This is a genomic window from Pedobacter sp. UC225_65 (genome assembly GCF_042698365.1).
Taxonomy (GTDB): domain Bacteria; phylum Bacteroidota; class Bacteroidia; order Sphingobacteriales; family Sphingobacteriaceae; genus Pedobacter.
This window is the reverse complement of sequence record NZ_CP170550.1, coordinates 4,239,998-4,257,200: the sequence shown is the minus strand read 5'-3', so window position 1 is coordinate 4,257,200 and position 17,203 is coordinate 4,239,998. Positions and strand designations below refer to the sequence as shown.

General features: G+C 38.2%; 15 protein-coding genes and 2 pseudogenes. 15 read left to right on the top strand and 2 right to left on the bottom strand.

The window, feature by feature from the left end; all coding sequences use genetic code 11:
- The first annotated feature begins 19 nt into the window (after positions 1-19).
- The 3 genes and pseudogenes from ACFJIZ_RS22395 to ACFJIZ_RS22385 all read left to right on the top strand — a co-directional run bounded on the left by ACFJIZ_RS22395 (position 20) and on the right by ACFJIZ_RS22385 (position 4,665).
- Positions 20-1,936: an LTA synthase family protein gene (locus tag ACFJIZ_RS22395; protein ID WP_379089329.1), complete on the top strand. Its 1,917-nt coding sequence runs from the start codon at positions 20-22 to the stop codon at positions 1,934-1,936.
- Positions 1,937-2,010: 74 nt separating this feature from the next.
- Positions 2,011-3,957: pseudogene (locus ACFJIZ_RS22390) on the top strand (amino acid permease).
- A 69-nt stretch (positions 3,958-4,026) separates the two neighbouring features.
- The gene (locus tag ACFJIZ_RS22385) at positions 4,027-4,665 is read left to right on the top strand and encodes a class I SAM-dependent methyltransferase (RefSeq protein WP_379089327.1); all 639 of its coding nucleotides are present in this window, start codon (positions 4,027-4,029) and stop codon (positions 4,663-4,665) included.
- 71 nt (positions 4,666-4,736) lie between these two features.
- On the opposite strand, the pseudogene ACFJIZ_RS22380 reads toward ACFJIZ_RS22385, so the two are convergent.
- Positions 4,737-6,693 (bottom strand): annotated as a pseudogene (locus ACFJIZ_RS22380) (KUP/HAK/KT family potassium transporter).
- 193 nt (positions 6,694-6,886) lie between these two features.
- Here ACFJIZ_RS22380 and ACFJIZ_RS22375 point away from each other — a divergent pair.
- From ACFJIZ_RS22375 to ACFJIZ_RS22330, 10 genes are all read left to right on the top strand, one after another.
- On the top strand, positions 6,887-7,393 hold the full coding sequence (locus ACFJIZ_RS22375) for a T9SS type A sorting domain-containing protein (RefSeq protein WP_379089325.1): 507 nt from the start codon (positions 6,887-6,889) through the stop codon (positions 7,391-7,393).
- 22 nt (positions 7,394-7,415) lie between these two features.
- Complete coding sequence (locus ACFJIZ_RS22370; protein WP_379089323.1) at positions 7,416-8,027, top strand: fumarylacetoacetate hydrolase family protein; 612 nt, start codon at positions 7,416-7,418, stop codon at positions 8,025-8,027.
- Positions 8,028-8,032: 5 nt separating this feature from the next.
- Entirely contained in the window at positions 8,033-9,070 is a 1,038-nt protein-coding gene (locus ACFJIZ_RS22365) for a M23 family metallopeptidase (RefSeq protein WP_379089320.1), read from the top strand.
- The gene (locus ACFJIZ_RS22360) at positions 9,019-9,786 is read left to right on the top strand and encodes a hypothetical protein (RefSeq protein ID WP_379089319.1); all 768 of its coding nucleotides are present in this window, start codon (positions 9,019-9,021) and stop codon (positions 9,784-9,786) included. Before ACFJIZ_RS22365 ends, ACFJIZ_RS22360 begins: the two co-directional genes overlap by 52 nt.
- A gap of 156 nt (positions 9,787-9,942) precedes the next feature.
- On the top strand, positions 9,943-10,404 hold the full coding sequence (gene bcp, locus ACFJIZ_RS22355; protein ID WP_379089317.1) for a thioredoxin-dependent thiol peroxidase: 462 nt from the start codon (positions 9,943-9,945) through the stop codon (positions 10,402-10,404).
- Positions 10,405-10,503: 99 nt separating this feature from the next.
- A complete protein-coding gene (locus tag ACFJIZ_RS22350) occupies positions 10,504-11,349 on the top strand; it encodes a transketolase (RefSeq protein ID WP_379089314.1) in 846 nt (281 codons plus the stop codon).
- A gap of 76 nt (positions 11,350-11,425) precedes the next feature.
- Positions 11,426-12,382, top strand: coding sequence for a transketolase family protein (locus ACFJIZ_RS22345; RefSeq protein ID WP_379089311.1), 957 nt, complete (start codon positions 11,426-11,428; stop codon positions 12,380-12,382).
- Between the two features lie 6 nt (positions 12,383-12,388).
- Entirely contained in the window at positions 12,389-12,940 is a 552-nt protein-coding gene (locus ACFJIZ_RS22340; RefSeq protein ID WP_379089308.1) for an RNA polymerase sigma factor, read from the top strand.
- A 37-nt stretch (positions 12,941-12,977) separates the two neighbouring features.
- Complete coding sequence (locus tag ACFJIZ_RS22335) at positions 12,978-13,613, top strand: hypothetical protein (RefSeq protein WP_379089305.1); 636 nt, start codon at positions 12,978-12,980, stop codon at positions 13,611-13,613.
- A gap of 74 nt (positions 13,614-13,687) precedes the next feature.
- The gene (locus ACFJIZ_RS22330; protein WP_379089302.1) at positions 13,688-14,146 is read left to right on the top strand and encodes a hypothetical protein; all 459 of its coding nucleotides are present in this window, start codon (positions 13,688-13,690) and stop codon (positions 14,144-14,146) included.
- 88 nt (positions 14,147-14,234) lie between these two features.
- On the opposite strand, the gene ACFJIZ_RS22325 is transcribed toward ACFJIZ_RS22330, so the two are convergent.
- A complete protein-coding gene (locus ACFJIZ_RS22325; RefSeq protein ID WP_379089299.1) occupies positions 14,235-15,176 on the bottom strand; it encodes a phosphatase PAP2 family protein in 942 nt (313 codons plus the stop codon).
- Between the two features lie 128 nt (positions 15,177-15,304).
- Here ACFJIZ_RS22325 and ACFJIZ_RS22320 point away from each other — a divergent pair, with 128 nt between their 5' ends.
- Complete coding sequence (locus ACFJIZ_RS22320; RefSeq protein WP_379089296.1) at positions 15,305-16,504, top strand: aspartate aminotransferase family protein; 1,200 nt, start codon at positions 15,305-15,307, stop codon at positions 16,502-16,504.
- A gap of 20 nt (positions 16,505-16,524) precedes the next feature.
- The gene (locus ACFJIZ_RS22315) at positions 16,525-17,202 is read left to right on the top strand and encodes a response regulator transcription factor (protein ID WP_379089293.1); all 678 of its coding nucleotides are present in this window, start codon (positions 16,525-16,527) and stop codon (positions 17,200-17,202) included.
- Position 17,203: the final 1 nt, after the last annotated feature.

Here is a 17,203-nt window from a genome sequence, read left to right as displayed (position 1 = left end):
GCAACCTAATATAAATCTAATGCTCAAAAAACTATTGGCCACGCGCTTTAAGCTATTGGCAATTGTCTACATATTTATTATTTCTGTTTCGTTTTTAACCAGACTAATCCTCTTTATCAAATCGTTTGGCCAGTTAGATGGCAATCTATTTCAATTTCTAGGTATCTTCTTGATTGGCCTATTCAATGATACTTTAATGAGTACTTTTTTCTTGATACCATTTGTATTGTATCTATGGTTAATGCCAAACAAGATCTATTTCAAAAAATGGCACCGTTTTTTTCTTTATGGACTGGTATTTTTAACCATTAACATACTCATATTCAACGCAGTATCTGAGTGGTTTTTCTGGGATGAATTTTCTACGCGTTATAATTTTATCGCAGTCGATTACCTGATCTATACCACAGAAGTAATCGGCAACATCTGGCAGTCGTATCCAATTGTAAAACTATTGATTGGCATATTCGTATTGAGTATCCTAACCTTATTAACTACAAAGAAATATATCAAAGCTGAAGTCAGCAACCGTTTAACCTTTAAATGGAGGACTTTGATTGCTGTACCACTTTTACTTTTGCCTGTACTTGTATTTTTATTTGGCAGCAATAAAACCAAACAGTTTAGTGCAAACCAATATGCCTCAGAACTTTCTGGTAATGGCATGTACGATTTTGGCGCTGCCTTTTTCAACAATCAATTGGATTACGACAAGTTTTATCGAACGGAGGCCGTAGCCGATATCTTCAATACCGTTAAAAAGACTTTTGTAGATGCCCAATTCCAAAGCGATTCATTGACCTCGATTACCAGAACTGTTTCCTACACAGGCACACAAAAAAACTACAACCTTGTATTGATCAGTGTTGAAAGCTTAAGCGGCGATTTTCTTTCCAGATTTGGCAATACTGAACACATTACCCCTAATTTGGATAGTTTAGCTAATCGCGGTTTATTCTTTTCTAATCTATTTGCTACAGGCACAAGAACGGTAAGGGGACTTGAGGCTTTGTCATTAAGCTTACCTCCTACCCCAGGGCAATCGGAAGTAAAAAGACCGAATAATGAAGGCAGGTTTTCATTGGGCAATGTATTAAAAAGTAAAGGTTATACCACACAATACCTGTATGGTGGCTATGGTTATTTCGACAATATGAACTACTTTTTCAGCAACAATGGTTATGATGTGATCGACCGCTCTGCCATAACCGATAAAAAAGATATCCATTACGAGAACATCTGGGGTGTTGCAGACGAAGACCTTTTTAGCTTGGCCATTAAAACCTTTGATGCCAATTACAAACTGAAAAAACCATTTTTTAGTCAAGTGATGACAACTTCCAACCATCGTCCATTTACTTATCCAGAGGGAAGGATAGACATCCCATCCCACACCAACCGGGCTGGAGCAGTAAAATACACTGACTATGCAATTGGAAAATTTATTAACGACTGCAAGGACAAACCATGGTTCAACAATACCATTTTTGTAATTGTAGCCGACCATTGTGCTTCTAGTGCTGGAAAAACGGAACTGCCTATCAAAAACTATCGCATTCCGATGATCATCTACGCCCCATCAATTGTTAAACCGAGCAACTTTGATGGACTTACCTCTCAAATCGACATTGTACCAACTTTACTAGGTATGCTTAATGTAAGCTATACATCCAAGTTTTTTGGTTTTGATATTTTTAATACCCCGGCAAATCAACGAAGGGCATTCATCAGCACCTACCAAAACCTCGGTTACCTAAAAGACAATAAATTAATCATCTTGTCTCCTCAACAAAAAGTGGAAGCATTTGATGTAGACAGCACTAATTTTACCACTACGCCAATTAAATCTGCTCCAGCCTTAGAAAAAGAAGCCATTTCTTATTATCAATCGGCCAGTTATTTGTTGCGCCATCGCCTATACCAGTTTAAAAAGTAAAAAACGTAACAAAACGAATCACGAAACAGTAGTTTTAAACTTATTTTTTTAAGTTTGAACAAACTAACCAATTTATGTTCGAAAAACTATTTAGAAAGAAATCCATTAGTAAAATTTTAGAAGATGCTGCAAAGGGTTATGGTGACCACGGAGATTCACTTCATAAAACTTTAGGTGTAAGAGACCTAACCGCTTTTGGTATTGCTGCAATTATAGGTGCTGGTATTTTTAGTACCATTGGTAAAGCCAGCGCAGATGGTGGTCCTGCAGTAATTTTCTTATTCATATTTACCGCAGTTGCTTGTAGTTTTGCTGCTTTTGCTTATGCAGAGTTTGCTTCTATGGTGCCTGTATCTGGTAGTGCATATACGTACTCTTATGTAGCTTTTGGAGAATTGGTAGCTTGGATCATTGGTTGGTCGTTGATCATGGAATATGCCATCGGGAATATCACCGTAGCCATTTCGTGGTCAGATTATTTTACCGGACTACTCTCCTCCATCCGAATACCCGCATTGGGCATTGATGGGATTCATGTACCAGATTGGGCAACAATGGATTACCTCACTGCTTTTAACGGACATAAACATGCCGAGGCTTTGTTAAATGCAGGCAAAAGCATGGCCAATTTAGATGATGCAACACGTATCGCTAACAATGCTTGGACATCTGCACCTCAAATTGGCAACTTTCATATTGTAGCCGATTCTACCGGCTTTGGGTATCATTATCTTTATTACCTGGTTGGTTTATCGTGGCATGAAGGAATCTAGAAATGCCAGCAACGCCATGGTTGTTGTTAAACTTGCGGTTATCCTACTGGTTTTGGCGGTTGGTGTTTTTTATATCGACACTAAAAACTGGAACCCTTTTGCACCAAATGGTGTTTCAGGTGTTTTAAAAGGCGTGTCGGCTGTATTCTTTGCCTACATCGGTTTTGATGCCATATCTACTACAGCCGAGGAATGTAAAAACCCACAAAAAGACTTACCTAGGGGGATGATGTGGGCCATTATCATCTGTACCATTTTATATGTTGCCATTGCCTTGGTATTAACAGGGATTGTAAAATCAGACACCTTGGCCGTGGGTGATCCATTGGCCTTCGTTTTTGATCAGATCGACCTTAAATTAATGAGCGGAATCATAGCCGTAAGTGCCGTTTTTGCAATGGCAAGTGTGCTTTTGGTTTTCCAAATGGGCCAACCACGTATCTGGATGAGCATGAGCCGTGATGGTCTTTTACCTAAATCCTTCTCTAAAATACACCCTAAGTATAAAACCCCATCTTTCGCAACCATCGTTGTAGGTTTTGTGGTCGCAGTTCCTTCGCTTTTCATGAACCTTACTATCGTTACGGATTTGTGTTCCATTGGTACATTATTCGCTTTTGTATTGGTTTGTGCTGGAGTATTGGTATTGCAGAACAGGCCTGGTGTACAGCGAGGAAAATTCAAGATCCTTATGTAAACTCCAAGTTTATTATCCCAATTGTTTTTATAGCTTCGATTGCCGTGGCTTTTACAAGCTTTAAAACAGAAACCATGGCCTTTATTAGCAATGAGACCAAAGTGAATGGTCCTGTAACTTTTATTACATCGCTTACCGATGCCGAACTGGCTACAGTTAAAAACGAGATCAGTGCGAGCCCAGTTGTATTACAGGGTAAACAAATTGATGCAGAAGCTTATTTAAATAACCTTACCCCTGCCCAATATGATGAGTTCATGAGCAAATCGGCCATCCAATACGACAAAAAGTACGAAAGTGGCTGGTCGTTGTTCAAGCATAAAATCCCGATGTGGATCTTCTTGTTCATCTGTTTGATCATCTCTTACTATTGTGTTACAAAAAATTTATCTCTGATTCCTGTATTGGGCTTGATCAGCTGTTTATACATGATGTGCGAGTTGGGTATTTCTAACTGGATTGGCTTTGGCATCTGGTTGGTTGTTGGTCTGGTCGTTTATTTCGCTTACGGCTTTAAACATAGTAAATTAGGGCAACAGCAGTTGAATTAACAGTTCTCAGTAGACCGTTAACCAGCATTGCATAAAACGTAAGATTTAGCCTATATAACGTATTGCTCCATGGACAAAAGTGAGTTTGCGGCAAGCATTTTCGATAAGCTTGCAAAAGAATACCAGGATAAGTTTATGGATGTAAGTCTGTATGGCGATACTTTTGATTTCTTTTGCGACAAGATTGATGTGCCCAATGCGCAAGTCTTGGAGATTGCCTGTGGCCCAGGTAACATTACCCAGCACCTGTTAAGGAAAAGGCCAGATTTTGATTTATTGGGCATTGACCTGGCTCCCAACATGGTTGCCCTTGCCCAAACCAATAATCCACAGGCCGAATTTAGGGTAATGGATTGTAGGAAGATAAGCAGTATCAATCAAAGGTTTGATGGGGTGATGTGTGGTTTCTGCCTGCCCTATTTGTCTAAGGAAGAAACCGCTCAACTCATTGCTGATGCTTCAAAACTATTGAAGCCCAATGGTCTATTTTATCTAAGTACCATGGAAGATGACTATAGCAGATCTGGGTTAAGGAAAGGAAGTAACGGGGATGAGGTTTTCATGCATTTTTATCTCGCTGAAGATTTAACTCCTATGCTTGAAAAAAATCATTTAAAGATTATCCGTTTAGCTCGTAAAGACTTTCCTACAACAGATGGCACAAAAGTGATAGATTTGGTCATTATTGCGCAGAAATCTGTTAGCTAAAAATATATAACCTCAATTAAAAAGGCCTCGATTTAAAGAAAATCGAGGCCTTTTTAACAAATATATCTTGATTAAACTGCTAACCTATTCAATTCAATATCATCAGGTGTAACAAAGATCAGTGGTACTTTTTCTACTTCTACATAACTAGAATCCAGACCAAAACTGCTTACCTCAGATAAACTCAAACGTTTCAGCACAAAGTAGTAATCCATAATACTGCGTTCGTAGAAACTAAGGTTTGTAAATTTCGAAAGGTGTTTTTCTAAAAGTACAAAACGGAAATCACCAGTAATTTTATGCTTGTTCAATGAAGTATATTGGCTGGTAATGTCAACCTCTCCATTTTTAACCAGCTCTTCTACCACTTTACGGTAAAGTAGGTTAACCCTTTGCTCAATCCTAAAACCAAGTTTAAAATCAATCCTGATCAACTTACCAGGAATTAAGAATTCAACTTTATAATCCATGGTATAAGGCTCGTCCATTACATCTACGTGAACCAACCAGTACACATCTGCACGTTTAGGTTCCTTTTGTATAATTGAATAGATGATTTTTGATTCGATTCTCTGTTTTAAAGTTGGCGCTGGTTAGGTAAACCAATTGTGATGAATATTTTGGCACCGACTCATCATTGCTCAACTCGTTTAAAATGGTATAATAATCCTCTATTTCTACATATTTAACAAAGCGATTTTTGATTTTTCTTGAGTTGTACCAAGTCCACATAACACTTAACAGGGCTGAACTGATCAACAATGTTACCCATCCACCATGAATGAATTTGGCCATGTTACCTGCCAAGAAGGTCAATTCGATTACACCATAAAGTATAACGAACAAAACAATTAGGTATTTCGGGAATTTTTTCCTTAACATGAATACAGCCACCAAAATGGTCGTCATTAAAAATGTAAGATTGATGGCCAATCCATAGGCCCCCTCCATGTTATCTGATTTTTTGAAGATCAGTACGATAATAATACAGCCAACCCATAACAACCAGTTGATGGATGGCACATACAATTGCCCCTTTTGCACACTAGGATAGTTGATCCTTACTTTAGGCCATAGGTTTAAACGAACGGCTTCAGAAATCAAGGTAAATGAACCAGAAATCATAGCCTGCGATGCGATTACAGCCGCCATGGTAGCCAATGCCACCATATACAATACCAAACCCTGCGGCACCAGTTCGAAGAAAGGATTGGCAACGTGAGTGATATAATTAGGATTTTTCAATACCCAAACCCCTTGCCCAAGGTAATTGAAGATCAACATCAATTTCACAAAGATCCAGCTTACCCTGATATTGTCCTTCCCACAATGGCCTAGATCACTATAAAGTGCCTCTGCCCCCGTAGTACATAAGAAAACACCACCCAAGATCACCAATGCCTCTGGATTGGTAACCAATAAATGAATAGCATAATAAGGATTTAGTGCTTTAAAAATTGTTGGGTCGTGTATAATCTGTCCCAAACCTGCAACGCCTAAAGCTGCAAACCACAAGAACATGATCGGACCAAATAAACGGCCCACCAAATTTGTCCCAAACTGCTGAATGACAAACAATAAAGTAATGATGGCCAATACGATAGGCAGCACCGAAACTGTAGGGAATTTTAGTTTTAGACCTTCAATAGCAGAGGTTACGGTAATGCTTGGTGTAATGATCCCATCGGCCAAAAGTGCCGCTCCCCCAATAATAGCCGGAATAACCAACCATTTTGCCTTTTTTCTTACCAATGAGTAAAGCGAAAATATACCACCCTCACCTTTGTTATCTGCCCTTAAGGTAATGATCACGTATTTGATGGTAGTTTGTAGGGTTAATGTCCAAATAACACAAGATAGCGCCCCTAAAACCAGGTCTGGATTGATAAACTGTCCAGTTTCTTTTACTGTTTTAAAGATTGCTTTTAAGGTATACAATGGAGATGTACCGATATCCCCAAAAACAATACCCAAACTCACTAGAATACCACCTGCTGTTAAGGCGTTAACGTTTTTATGATTTGACACTTCTATAAAATTTGGATGCAAAATTAGTCAAATAATAATTTATTAAAGTCCTTTATGATTTTTATCTGAAATTTATCTCAATTCAGTGTCAAATTCCATAAAAAAAGGCTGTGTTAAATATTGTTAAATAATGTTTTATAACACCAATTGTTTGATTTTTTTGTTTAATTATTTATATTTTTGCGAGCATTAAATGGGTTTTAAGTTAAAAATATCGCTCTCTTGGAATATCCTTTGCATCATCTGCATGATGGTATTGGTAGGTCCTGCTGTTTTTGCCCAACAAATAGATACCACAAAACTATCCATCAAGCCAAAGGCAAAGGTAGCTAGCAAGGCACCCCAGATCAAAACAAATATCCCAAACTACAAACCCTCTTCTATCAACTATAGTCCATCTGGCTCAACGGCTACCGTTAACAATGCGAAACCTGGTAAAATGTTAACTGTTTTAAAAGTTTATCCGAATCCGGTTAGCGACCAGATCAACATCAACCTGCGTTTAGATAGAGAGGTTATACTGAATGTAACTATTACCGATCTATTGGGCAATACGGTAGTAACCTTAGCAAACGAAAGAAGTGCCGCTGGCGAGCTGACCAAAACGTACGCCGTACCAAACAAGCTAAATGCTGGAATGTATTTTCTAAGAGTTGTTGCTGGCGGAGCACTTAAGGTTTGGAAGATTTCCGTTCTATAAATTACTTTTCTACTTTTGTTATATGAAGATAATTGCAATTGGTCGCAACTACGCTGCGCATGCTAAAGAATTGAACAATGCTGTTCCCACCAAACCAATCATATTTTTAAAACCAGATACTGCAGTTTTAAAAGACAACAAGCCATTTTATATCCCCGATTTCTCTTCAGATATCCATTATGAACTGGAAGTAGTTTTAAAGGTCTGCAAGGAAGGTAAACACATTGCAGAAAAATTTGCCAGCAATTATTATGATGAGATTGGCTTAGGCATAGATTTTACTGCCAGGGATATCCAGACTGAGCATAAAGAGAAAGGATTACCTTGGGAGTTGGCCAAAGCCTTTGACCACTCTGCAGCCATTAGTAATTTCTTGCCAAAATCTGAATTTGCAGACCTATACCAATTGCAGTTTGAATTGCAGATCAACAAAGAAACTCGTCAAAATGGACATACTGCCAATCTTTTATTTTCGTTTGAGAAGATAATTGCTTTTGTTTCCCAATACATCACACTTAAAAAAGGCGACCTCATTTTTACCGGAACACCAGAAGGTGTGGGCCAAGTAAAACAAGGCGACCAATTAGAGGCATGGCTTGAAGGCAAACAACTACTCAACTTTAACATTAAATAACTGGCATGTTCCATACAAAAATGTTCCCAAGCCAACACATGGCTAAACTTTCGTATTTTCTATTTTTTTTGCTTTTCGTAACTACAACGGTCAATGCACAACAGATCTTCAGCACCAATTCTTATCCCTTAACCGATTTCAGACCACCTCTTGATATTGTACCGCCAGCCCTTGCAGGTTCTTTTGGTGAGTTAAGGTCGAACCATTTCCATTCTGGCATCGATTTTAGGACCAACCAAGCTACAGGCTATCCTGTATATGCTACTGCCGATGGTTATGTAGCCAGGTTACGTGTGCAGAATAGCGGTTTCGGCTTGGCGCTATACATCAATCATCCAAATGGATACACTTCTGTTTATGGACATTTATCAAGGTTCAATCCAAAAATTGCCCAACAGGTAAAAAATATCCAATACAAGAACAAATCCTACGAGATAGACGAATTTCCTTCAGCAGACCTGATTCCGGTTCGCAAGGGCGATATCATTGCTTATTCTGGCAATACCGGTAGTTCTGGAGGACCGCACCTGCACTTTGAGTTAAGAGATACCAAAACCGAAGCCACGATCAATCCCCAATTGTTGGGCATCCAAATTCCAGACAATATCCCCCCGGTTATCTATTCGATGTACGTTTATCGCCTAAATGGCAAACCATTTAATGAGTTTACTCCAAAACAGTATTTTCAGGTTGTAGGTGGCAATGGAAAATATAACCTCAATAAAGTAACCACCATTAATTTAAGTGGTGAGGTTGGTTTTGGCATCATTACTACAGATAAACACAATGGAAACTCTGGCTTGAATGGGGTCTATTCCATTGAACTAGAAATGGACGGCAAAAAAATATTCACTTCAGCACTAGAAAGATTCAGTTTCGAGAATAGCAAAGCCATCAATTCACATATTGATTACCCGGCATTCCTAAATCTTAAAAGGAGCATCCAAAAAAGTTTTGTTGATCCGGGTAATCCCTTACAGTCTACAGCAGTTTGGTCAATAATGGTCGAATTACCTTTAATGATAACAACCTACATGAGCTGAAGTACACTATTACCGATTCTAAAGGCAACAAAAGTACATTGGCATTTAACGTGCAGGCCAATGCAAAAGCGGTGATCAATACACCAAACCAACCAGAGGGCCTTGCTTTTCCTTATAACAAAACAAATGAGTACACTACCGAAGATGTAAAAGTGATTTTACCAAAAGGCACCTTATACAACGATCTTAATTTCATCTACAAGAAACTGCCCAAACCACAACAAAACGCATTTTCAGCCATCCACCAGATCCAAAATAACCTTACCCCATTGCATCTTGGATTTGAACTCTGGATCAAGGCCGATAGCGCTTTAACAAAATATCAAAACAAGGCACTTATCGTTAACACCAACCGCTCATCACAAGGTGGATATTTTGAAAACGGCTATGTAAAGACAACGCCAAGAAACTTTGGGAGTTTCTTTATCGCAATAGACACCATACCCCCTACCATTGTACCTGTTAATATTGCCGATGGCAGGAATATGGCCGGCCTAAGCAAAATGAGTTTTAGAATTAGTGATGGACTTTCTGGAATTAAAAGTTTTAATGGCTATATTGATGGCAAATGGAGTTTAATGGAGTTTGATACCAAAACAGCCAGCTTGTGGCATAGTTTTGATGAAAGAACGTTACCCGGCAAACATAGTTTTGAATTGTTGGTTACTGATATGAAAGACAATGTTAAACGGTATGCGATAGAATTTTATAGATAGTAGAAGGTATAAGGATGAAAGATTTGTACGGTTAAACAGTTAAACAATAAAACATTGATATTCAAATCCAAGTGAACAAATGAACAAATGAACTATTGAACAAATGAACTAAAAGATTACCTATTTCTCAATATAAACAATTAACAATACAACGATATGACTACATTACAACAAGGCGATAAGGCCCCTGCATTTACCTCAAAAGACCAAAGTGGAAATACCATTTCTTTAGACCAGTTTAAGGGCCAAAAAGTAGTGCTTTATTTTTACCCTAAAGACAATACACCTGGCTGTACTGCAGAAGCTTGCGATTTTCGTGACAATTACCAAGGTTTAAAAGCCAAGGGAATCGAAGTACTTGGGGTAAGTGTTGACGATGAAAAATCACATCAAAAATTTATTGATAAGTTTAGCCTTCCTTTTACCCTTTTGGCAGATACGGATCAGGCCATTGTAAATGCCTACGGGGTTTGGGGCGAGAAAAACATGTACGGTAAAAAATACATGGGCATCAACCGCACAACCTTCATTATCGATGAACAAGGAAACATTGCCCACATCATTACCAAAGTAGATACCAAAAGCCCAACCGCACAGGTTTTGGACTTGATCAAGTAAAATATCAAACCCTTATTTGCCTTATTTTTACCTTGAACATTATTACTTAAAATTTTATAATTACATTACCTTTGTTTAGTTACAACAATCTTATTTTTAATGAAACATACAATTAGTGAATTAGAAGATATTGCCTCGCAAGTTAGAAGAGATGTGCTTAGAATGGTACATGCCGTGCAATCTGGTCACCCAGGTGCATCTTTAGGCTGTGCTGATTTTTTTACAGCACTATATTTCGAAGTATTGAACCACAATCCAAAATTTAGCATGGATGGAGCCGGAGAAGATTTATTTTTCCTTTCAAATGGCCACATCTCTCCAGTTTGGTACAGTGTATTGGCAAGGTCTGGTTATTTTGAAGTAAGCGAATTGGCAACTTTCAGAAAATTGGATTCAAGATTACAAGGTCACCCAACAACCCATGAAGGTTTACCTGGTGTTCGTGTAGCTTCAGGTTCACTTGGTCAAGGTTTATCAGTTGCCATTGGCGCCGCATTGACCAAAAAACTGAATGGTGATAAATCTTTAATCTATACCTTACAAGGCGATGGCGAGTTACAAGAGGGCCAAAACTGGGAAGCTTTTATGTTCGCTCCTTTCCATAAAGTAGATAACATCATTGCCAGTATCGACTATAACGGCCAACAGATTGATGGCCCGACAGAAAAAGTGCTTTCATTAGAAAATCTTCAGGCCAAGTTCGAAGCATTTGGATGGCATGTAATCACTTCTGACGGCAATGATATGGCAGAGATCACCAAGGCTCTACACTATGCAAAATCATTAACTGGTAAAGGTAAACCTATCCTTAACCTGATGAGTACACAAATGGGTTACGGTGTAGATTTTATGGTAGGTACCCATAAATGGCATGGTTCTGCACCTAGCGATGCCCAATTGGAAGTTGCATTAAGTCAAATTAAAGAAACTGCAGGGGATTATTAAACCAAACTTGAGACCGTAGATAGTAGATTTGACATTTAACACTATCTCAAACTCACTTCTCATAGCTAAAATAGAAATGAAAAAATATACATATACTGAAAAAAAAGACACACGTTCAGGCTTTGGAGCTGGCTTACATGAAGCAGGTAAACGCAATGAAAATGTAGTTGCGCTTTGTGCTGATTTAGTTGGTTCACTAAAAATGGACGCTTTTATAAAAGATTTCCCAGAAAGGTTTGTGCAGGTTGGTATTGCTGAAGCAAACATGATGGGTATTGCTGCCGGAATGACCATTGGAGGTAAGATTCCTTTTACTGGAACTTTTGCAAACTTTTCTACAGGAAGGGTTTACGATCAAATCCGTCAATCAATAGCTTATTCTGGCAAAAATGTAAAGATCTGTGCTTCACATGCTGGCTTAACTTTAGGTGAGGATGGTGCTACACACCAGATCCTAGAAGATATCGGTCTGATGAAGATGTTGCCAGGCATGGTGGTCATCAATCCTTGCGATTATAACCAAACGAAAGCCGCAACATTGGCCATTATGGATTACGAAGGTCCGGTTTATCTACGTTTCGGACGTCCGGTAATCCCTGTATTTACACCAGAAGACCAAAAATTTGAAATCGGTAAAGCATGGATGGTAAACGAAGGTACTGATGTAACCATTGTAGCTACTGGTCACATGGTTTGGAGAGCAATCGAAGCTGGCGAAAAATTGGCCGAGCTGGGTATTGATGCCGAAATCATTAACATCCACACCATTAAGCCATTAGATGAAGAAGCCATTTTAAAATCTGTAAAGAAAACTGGATGTATCGTAACTTGTGAAGAGCACAATAAATTTGGTGGACTTGGTGAAAGCGTTGCACGTTTATTGACTACAGAATATCTGGCACCACAAGAATTTGTTGCCGTAAATGATAGCTTCGGAGAAAGTGCTACACCAGATCAATTGATGACCAAATACAAGTTGGACCCATCAGATATCGTTGCAGCAGCTCAAAAAGTAATGAAAAGAAAGTTATAAGCAATCATGAAGCAAGTTGAAGACGGAGAGATATTAGAAAAATTCAGTGTTGAAAAAACACGAAATGAAGCTTTCAACTTGCTTCTAACTAAATATCAACAGAAAATATATTGGCATATCCGTAGGTTGGTGATTGATCACGATGACACGGATAATCTGGTGCAGGAAACCTTTGTAAAGGTTTGGAAAAACCTGGCCAATTTTCGAAGCGATTCTCAACTCTACACGTGGATCTATAGGATTGCCACCAACGAATCCATCACTTTTCTGAACAAGAAAAAACAAAAAAACAATATTTCATTGGATGATGTAAGTGGAGAGCTGTCAGAAAGCCTTGCTGCTTCAACTTACTTTGATGGAGATAGGGCACAAAGGAAACTACAGGAAGCCATTTTAACCTTACCCGAAAAACAGCGCATTATTTTTAACATGAAGTATTTCGACGACATGAAATATGATGAGATTTCGGAGGTTTTAGGCACAAGTGTGGGTGCATTAAAAGCATCGTTCCACATCGCAGTTAAAAAAATTGAAAGTATTTTACTAAATGAAGATTAAGTATTAAACCTTTTACAATAAAATCTATCAATAGTACGTGATGAATATAAAAGATGAAAATATGGAATGGGAAATGGAGGCACCACACTTAGCTGCTTTACCAAGAACTATGCCTTATCGTGTGCCAGATAAATATTTCAACGAGCTGCAAGTACGCATCAAGCAATCTATTTTCGTAGAGGAGCTAATGCAACGCGAAAATCAAGGCTTTACCATACCTCAAAATTACTTCGAGGATTTGGGAAAACAGATTGAAAGTAGAATTGCTGTAGACCAAATCAATACTTTGGTTAAAAATGATGGGTTTAAAACCCCAGCAAATTATTTTGATAAATTACAGGCCAACATCTTAAGTAAAACAACAGCAGCTCCCGCTCCAAAAGTAAAGGTGCTTCGTTTGTGGCAAACAGATCTAATGAAATATGCTTCTGCTGCCTGCTTTATCATATTAGCAGCTTCTGGCCTATATCTTAACGAACAACATTCCATCAGGCAGATCAGAAATACAGAATTTGCGAATGAACAACTACTTTATGATATAGACGAAAGTGTAATCTTCGAACATCTACAAGAAAGTCAAACTGTTACCAACAATATTTCTGCTTCAGACACAGAAATGGAAAACTATATTTTAGATAATTTCTCTTCTAGCGATTTATCTAATCATTTATAAATGATGAAGTCCATCATCGGTGAATGTATAACATTAACGATGATCGTTCAATAACCATTAAAAAATAAAAACTAATGAAAAATCTTCTTATTGCACTGTTTATTTTATTACCTGGATTAACCATCGCACAAGGACCAAGAATGAGTGGAGAAAAGATGGAAGCTATGAAAGTTACATTTTTAACTCAAAAGCTCGATCTTTCTGCCGAAGAAGCAAAGATATTTTGGCCTATCTACAACGATTTTACTAGAGAACAAAGTGCATTACGTAAAGACAGGATGCAAAAAATGATCAGTTTTAGAAAAACGAAAGAAATCGACGACCTAACTGATGCTGAAGTACAGACCTTGATCTATAACGATTTCGATTTTAAACAAAGAGAATTGAATATCGAAAAGAAATATTATAGCCGATTGAAATCAAGCAGTTTATCTATCAAAATTGTGGGCAAATTCTATAGAGCGCAAGAAGCATTCAAAACAGAATTATTGAAACAATATAGAGGCGGTGGCGGCGGACCAGAAAGACATTAACTAAATAATGATTAATTTTTTTAGAAATCCTGTATGTTTAATGCATATGGGATTTTTTATTTAAAAGGTTGACTGATGGGATAAGGGCTTAATTGTTAAGCCTATTCAGACGAAGAGAAAAATAAACTGAAGCAGGAGAATTACCTATTCTTGGCGAAAACTGCGGAATAAAATTAATCGAATAGTTTTTCTTTTTTCGGTCTGGTGTGCCATACCTGATCTTCCAACTGCTTTTAACAATAGACCTTCCTATGATTGTTCCAACAACGCCACCTACAACCATATCTCCTACCCAATGGTTATGTCCATCGAGGTCAGCCAAAAAAATCAGTGACATTGCCCCATAGGGGATCCAGTAGTTATCATACTCCATCTGAAATACCTTGGCAATTGCAAAATAGGCCGTAGCATGTAACGATGGAAATGAAGAAGCTTCTGCATCGGAAGTCAAAAAAGCACCTCTTTTGTTAAAAAAATCGAAATTATCTGTCGTCCATGGACCAATATCCTCACCTGGGTTACTTAAAGGTCTATAAGGTCTCTTTCTGCCAAAAATTGTTTTTAACCCCAATTGCGTAATGATGATTGAATGCGTAACGGCCTTAAAAGCATTGATTGCTGCATACTGGCCCTTTTCATTATTGGTAAACATCGACCCCAGATACAATCCAATGATCGGGTACGACATGTAGGCATCATTTCCACTTAACCAATCGACATGATTTTTAAACATCGAGATATTGGGCAAGGTATAATTGACATTAGGTTCGATATGGTTTTGCAGAAATTTAGTTGTAATCTTATCTGTTAAGATCAAATTCAATGCCCCTAAGGTATATAAGCCTGTTTTGCCCCAATCTTCAGATACTTCTTTGCCCATAAAAGCAAAATCACGTGGCACTGAAAGTACACTGTTCTTCAATACCTTCCCAGAAGTTTTTAAAAAACTGGTTTTCTGCTCAACCTCACCATCTTGGGCATAAACAAATGTAGTATTCAGTACAAATAGAATGATGAAGATATTTTTCATGAGATAAGAGGGTTGATTAAAAGTAGGAAAAAATTGTAAACATTGGTTTTCTTTCTTTGTAAAAGATCCGTTCAAAATACGCTGAGCAACCAAAAGCATTAAAGTATTAAAAAGCTTACTTTTGTAGCATGTTAACACAACGTCAATTATTTTTAAAACATAACGCCCAAACCTCTACTACCCCACTTTTATTGGAGTTTGTAAAAGCAAAAGGAATATACATGTATGATCAAAATGGCAAAAGATACATGGACCTGATTGCGGGCATTGGTGTAAGCAATATTGGGCATTGCCACGAAGCTGTAGTCAATGCAGTTAAACAACAGGTAGAAACTTATATGCATTTAATGGTGTATGGAGAGTTTGTGCAAAGTCCACAGGTTAATTTTGCAACAGCACTGGCATCAGTACTACCTGTAAACCTAAACTGTACTTATTTCGTTAATTCTGGAACCGAAGCCGTAGAGGGCGCCATGAAACTGGCCAAAAGATATACCGGCAGAAAAGGCTTTATCGCTTGTAAAAATGCATATCACGGCAGTACACAAGGTGCAGAAAGTTTAATGGAAAGCGACTTTTACTCAATAGGTTATGGCCCGTTTTTACCAAACATCGGTTTCATCACCCACAACCACCTGCCAGACTTAGAAAAAATAACGGAAGAAACCGCAGCTGTATTTATAGAGCCCATACAAGGTGAAGCAGGCATCAGGGTTGCTGATCAAACATATATGCAGGCACTAAAAGATAAATGTGTTGCAACAGGTACTTTATTGATTTTTGACGAGATTCAATCTGGTTTTGGCAGAACCGGGAAAATGTTTGCCTTTGAACATTACCAAATTACACCAGATGTGCTGTTATTGGCCAAGGGTATTGGTGGAGGTATGCCGATTGGGGCATTTATTAGCAGCGCAGAAATTATGTCGGTTTTGTCCCATAGTCCAATTTTAGGACACATGACTACTTTTGGAGGTCATCCGGTTTGTTGCGCAGCAGGTTTGGCAACTTTAAACACCTTGATTGCAGCAAACATTGTTAGCGAAGTGGATGAAAAGGGCCAACAATTTAAAGACCTCTTAAAGCATCCCGCAATTAAGGAAATTAGGGGAAAAGGATTGATGCTGGCCGTAGAATTTAATGATTTTGACACCAACAAAGCAATCATCGACGCTTGTATCGAAGACGGTTTGATCAGCGATTGGTTTTTGCACTGTAGCAATTCAATGCGCATTGCCCCACCCTTAACCATTACCAAAACAGAAATAGAAGAAGCTTGCACAATCATCTTAAAAAATGTTAACTTGGTAACAAGAGCAGAAAACTGATCACCGTAAACCGCTAAAAAATGAACGTACTCATAGTTGAAGATGAAAAAGGCCTTGCCTTAGAAATGGATGAATTTTTAAGTCGCGAAGGATATATTGTTGAACATGCTTGGAAAAAGGCATCAGCAGAAGAAAAGATTTTTGTAAACAACTACGATTTCATCTTGTTAGACCTAGGTCTACCGGATGGTGATGGTTTTGATGTATTGAAACAATTGAAGAACCAAAAGGATCGAGATGACGCTGTAATTATCTTAACTGCCAGAAGTGCTGTTGACGACAGGATCAAAGGTTTAGATGGTGGCGCAGATGATTATCTAGCAAAACCATTTTCTTTAAATGAGTTGTTGGCCAGGATGCATGCCATCACCCGTAGAAAACATAAGTTGGAGAAAAATGATGTAAAAATCCACGATTTTGTGCTTGACATCCATAACCGTACCGTTTCTTTTCAGGATGAGCGTATTCCTTTAACCAAAAAAGAGTTTGAGATCTTCAACTATCTGGTATTGAACAAAAACCGTGTAGTGTCTAGGGTGAGCCTTACAGAACATGTTTGGGGTGATATTTTAGAAGTAAATTCTGACTCCAATTTTGTGGATGTGCATGTAAAGAACCTCCGCAAAAAACTTACACAATGCACAAAAACAGACTGGTTTGAGACGGTAAGAAGCATCGGCTACAGGATCAACTATTAAA

Excerpts from the sequence above, each read along its gene's own strand:
- ACFJIZ_RS22395 (WP_379089329.1), top strand. The coding sequence starts at position 20 with ATGCTCAAAAAACTATTGGCCACGCGCTTTAAGCTATTGGCAATTGTC.
- ACFJIZ_RS22385 (WP_379089327.1), top strand. The coding sequence starts at position 4,027 with ATGGACAAAAGTGAGTTTGCGGCAAGCATTTTCGATAAGCTTGCAAAA.
- ACFJIZ_RS22375 (WP_379089325.1), top strand. The coding sequence starts at position 6,887 with ATGGGTTTTAAGTTAAAAATATCGCTCTCTTGGAATATCCTTTGCATC.
- ACFJIZ_RS22370 (WP_379089323.1), top strand. The coding sequence starts at position 7,416 with ATGAAGATAATTGCAATTGGTCGCAACTACGCTGCGCATGCTAAAGAA.
- ACFJIZ_RS22365 (WP_379089320.1), top strand. The coding sequence starts at position 8,033 with ATGTTCCATACAAAAATGTTCCCAAGCCAACACATGGCTAAACTTTCG.
- bcp (WP_379089317.1), top strand. The coding sequence starts at position 9,943 with ATGACTACATTACAACAAGGCGATAAGGCCCCTGCATTTACCTCAAAA.
- ACFJIZ_RS22350 (WP_379089314.1), top strand. The coding sequence starts at position 10,504 with ATGAAACATACAATTAGTGAATTAGAAGATATTGCCTCGCAAGTTAGA.
- ACFJIZ_RS22345 (WP_379089311.1), top strand. The coding sequence starts at position 11,426 with ATGAAAAAATATACATATACTGAAAAAAAAGACACACGTTCAGGCTTT.
- ACFJIZ_RS22340 (WP_379089308.1), top strand. The coding sequence starts at position 12,389 with ATGAAGCAAGTTGAAGACGGAGAGATATTAGAAAAATTCAGTGTTGAA.
- ACFJIZ_RS22330 (WP_379089302.1), top strand. The coding sequence starts at position 13,688 with ATGAAAAATCTTCTTATTGCACTGTTTATTTTATTACCTGGATTAACC.
- ACFJIZ_RS22325 (WP_379089299.1), bottom strand. The coding sequence starts at position 15,176 with ATGAAAAATATCTTCATCATTCTATTTGTACTGAATACTACATTTGTT.
- ACFJIZ_RS22320 (WP_379089296.1), top strand. The coding sequence starts at position 15,305 with ATGTTAACACAACGTCAATTATTTTTAAAACATAACGCCCAAACCTCT.
- ACFJIZ_RS22315 (WP_379089293.1), top strand. The coding sequence starts at position 16,525 with ATGAACGTACTCATAGTTGAAGATGAAAAAGGCCTTGCCTTAGAAATG.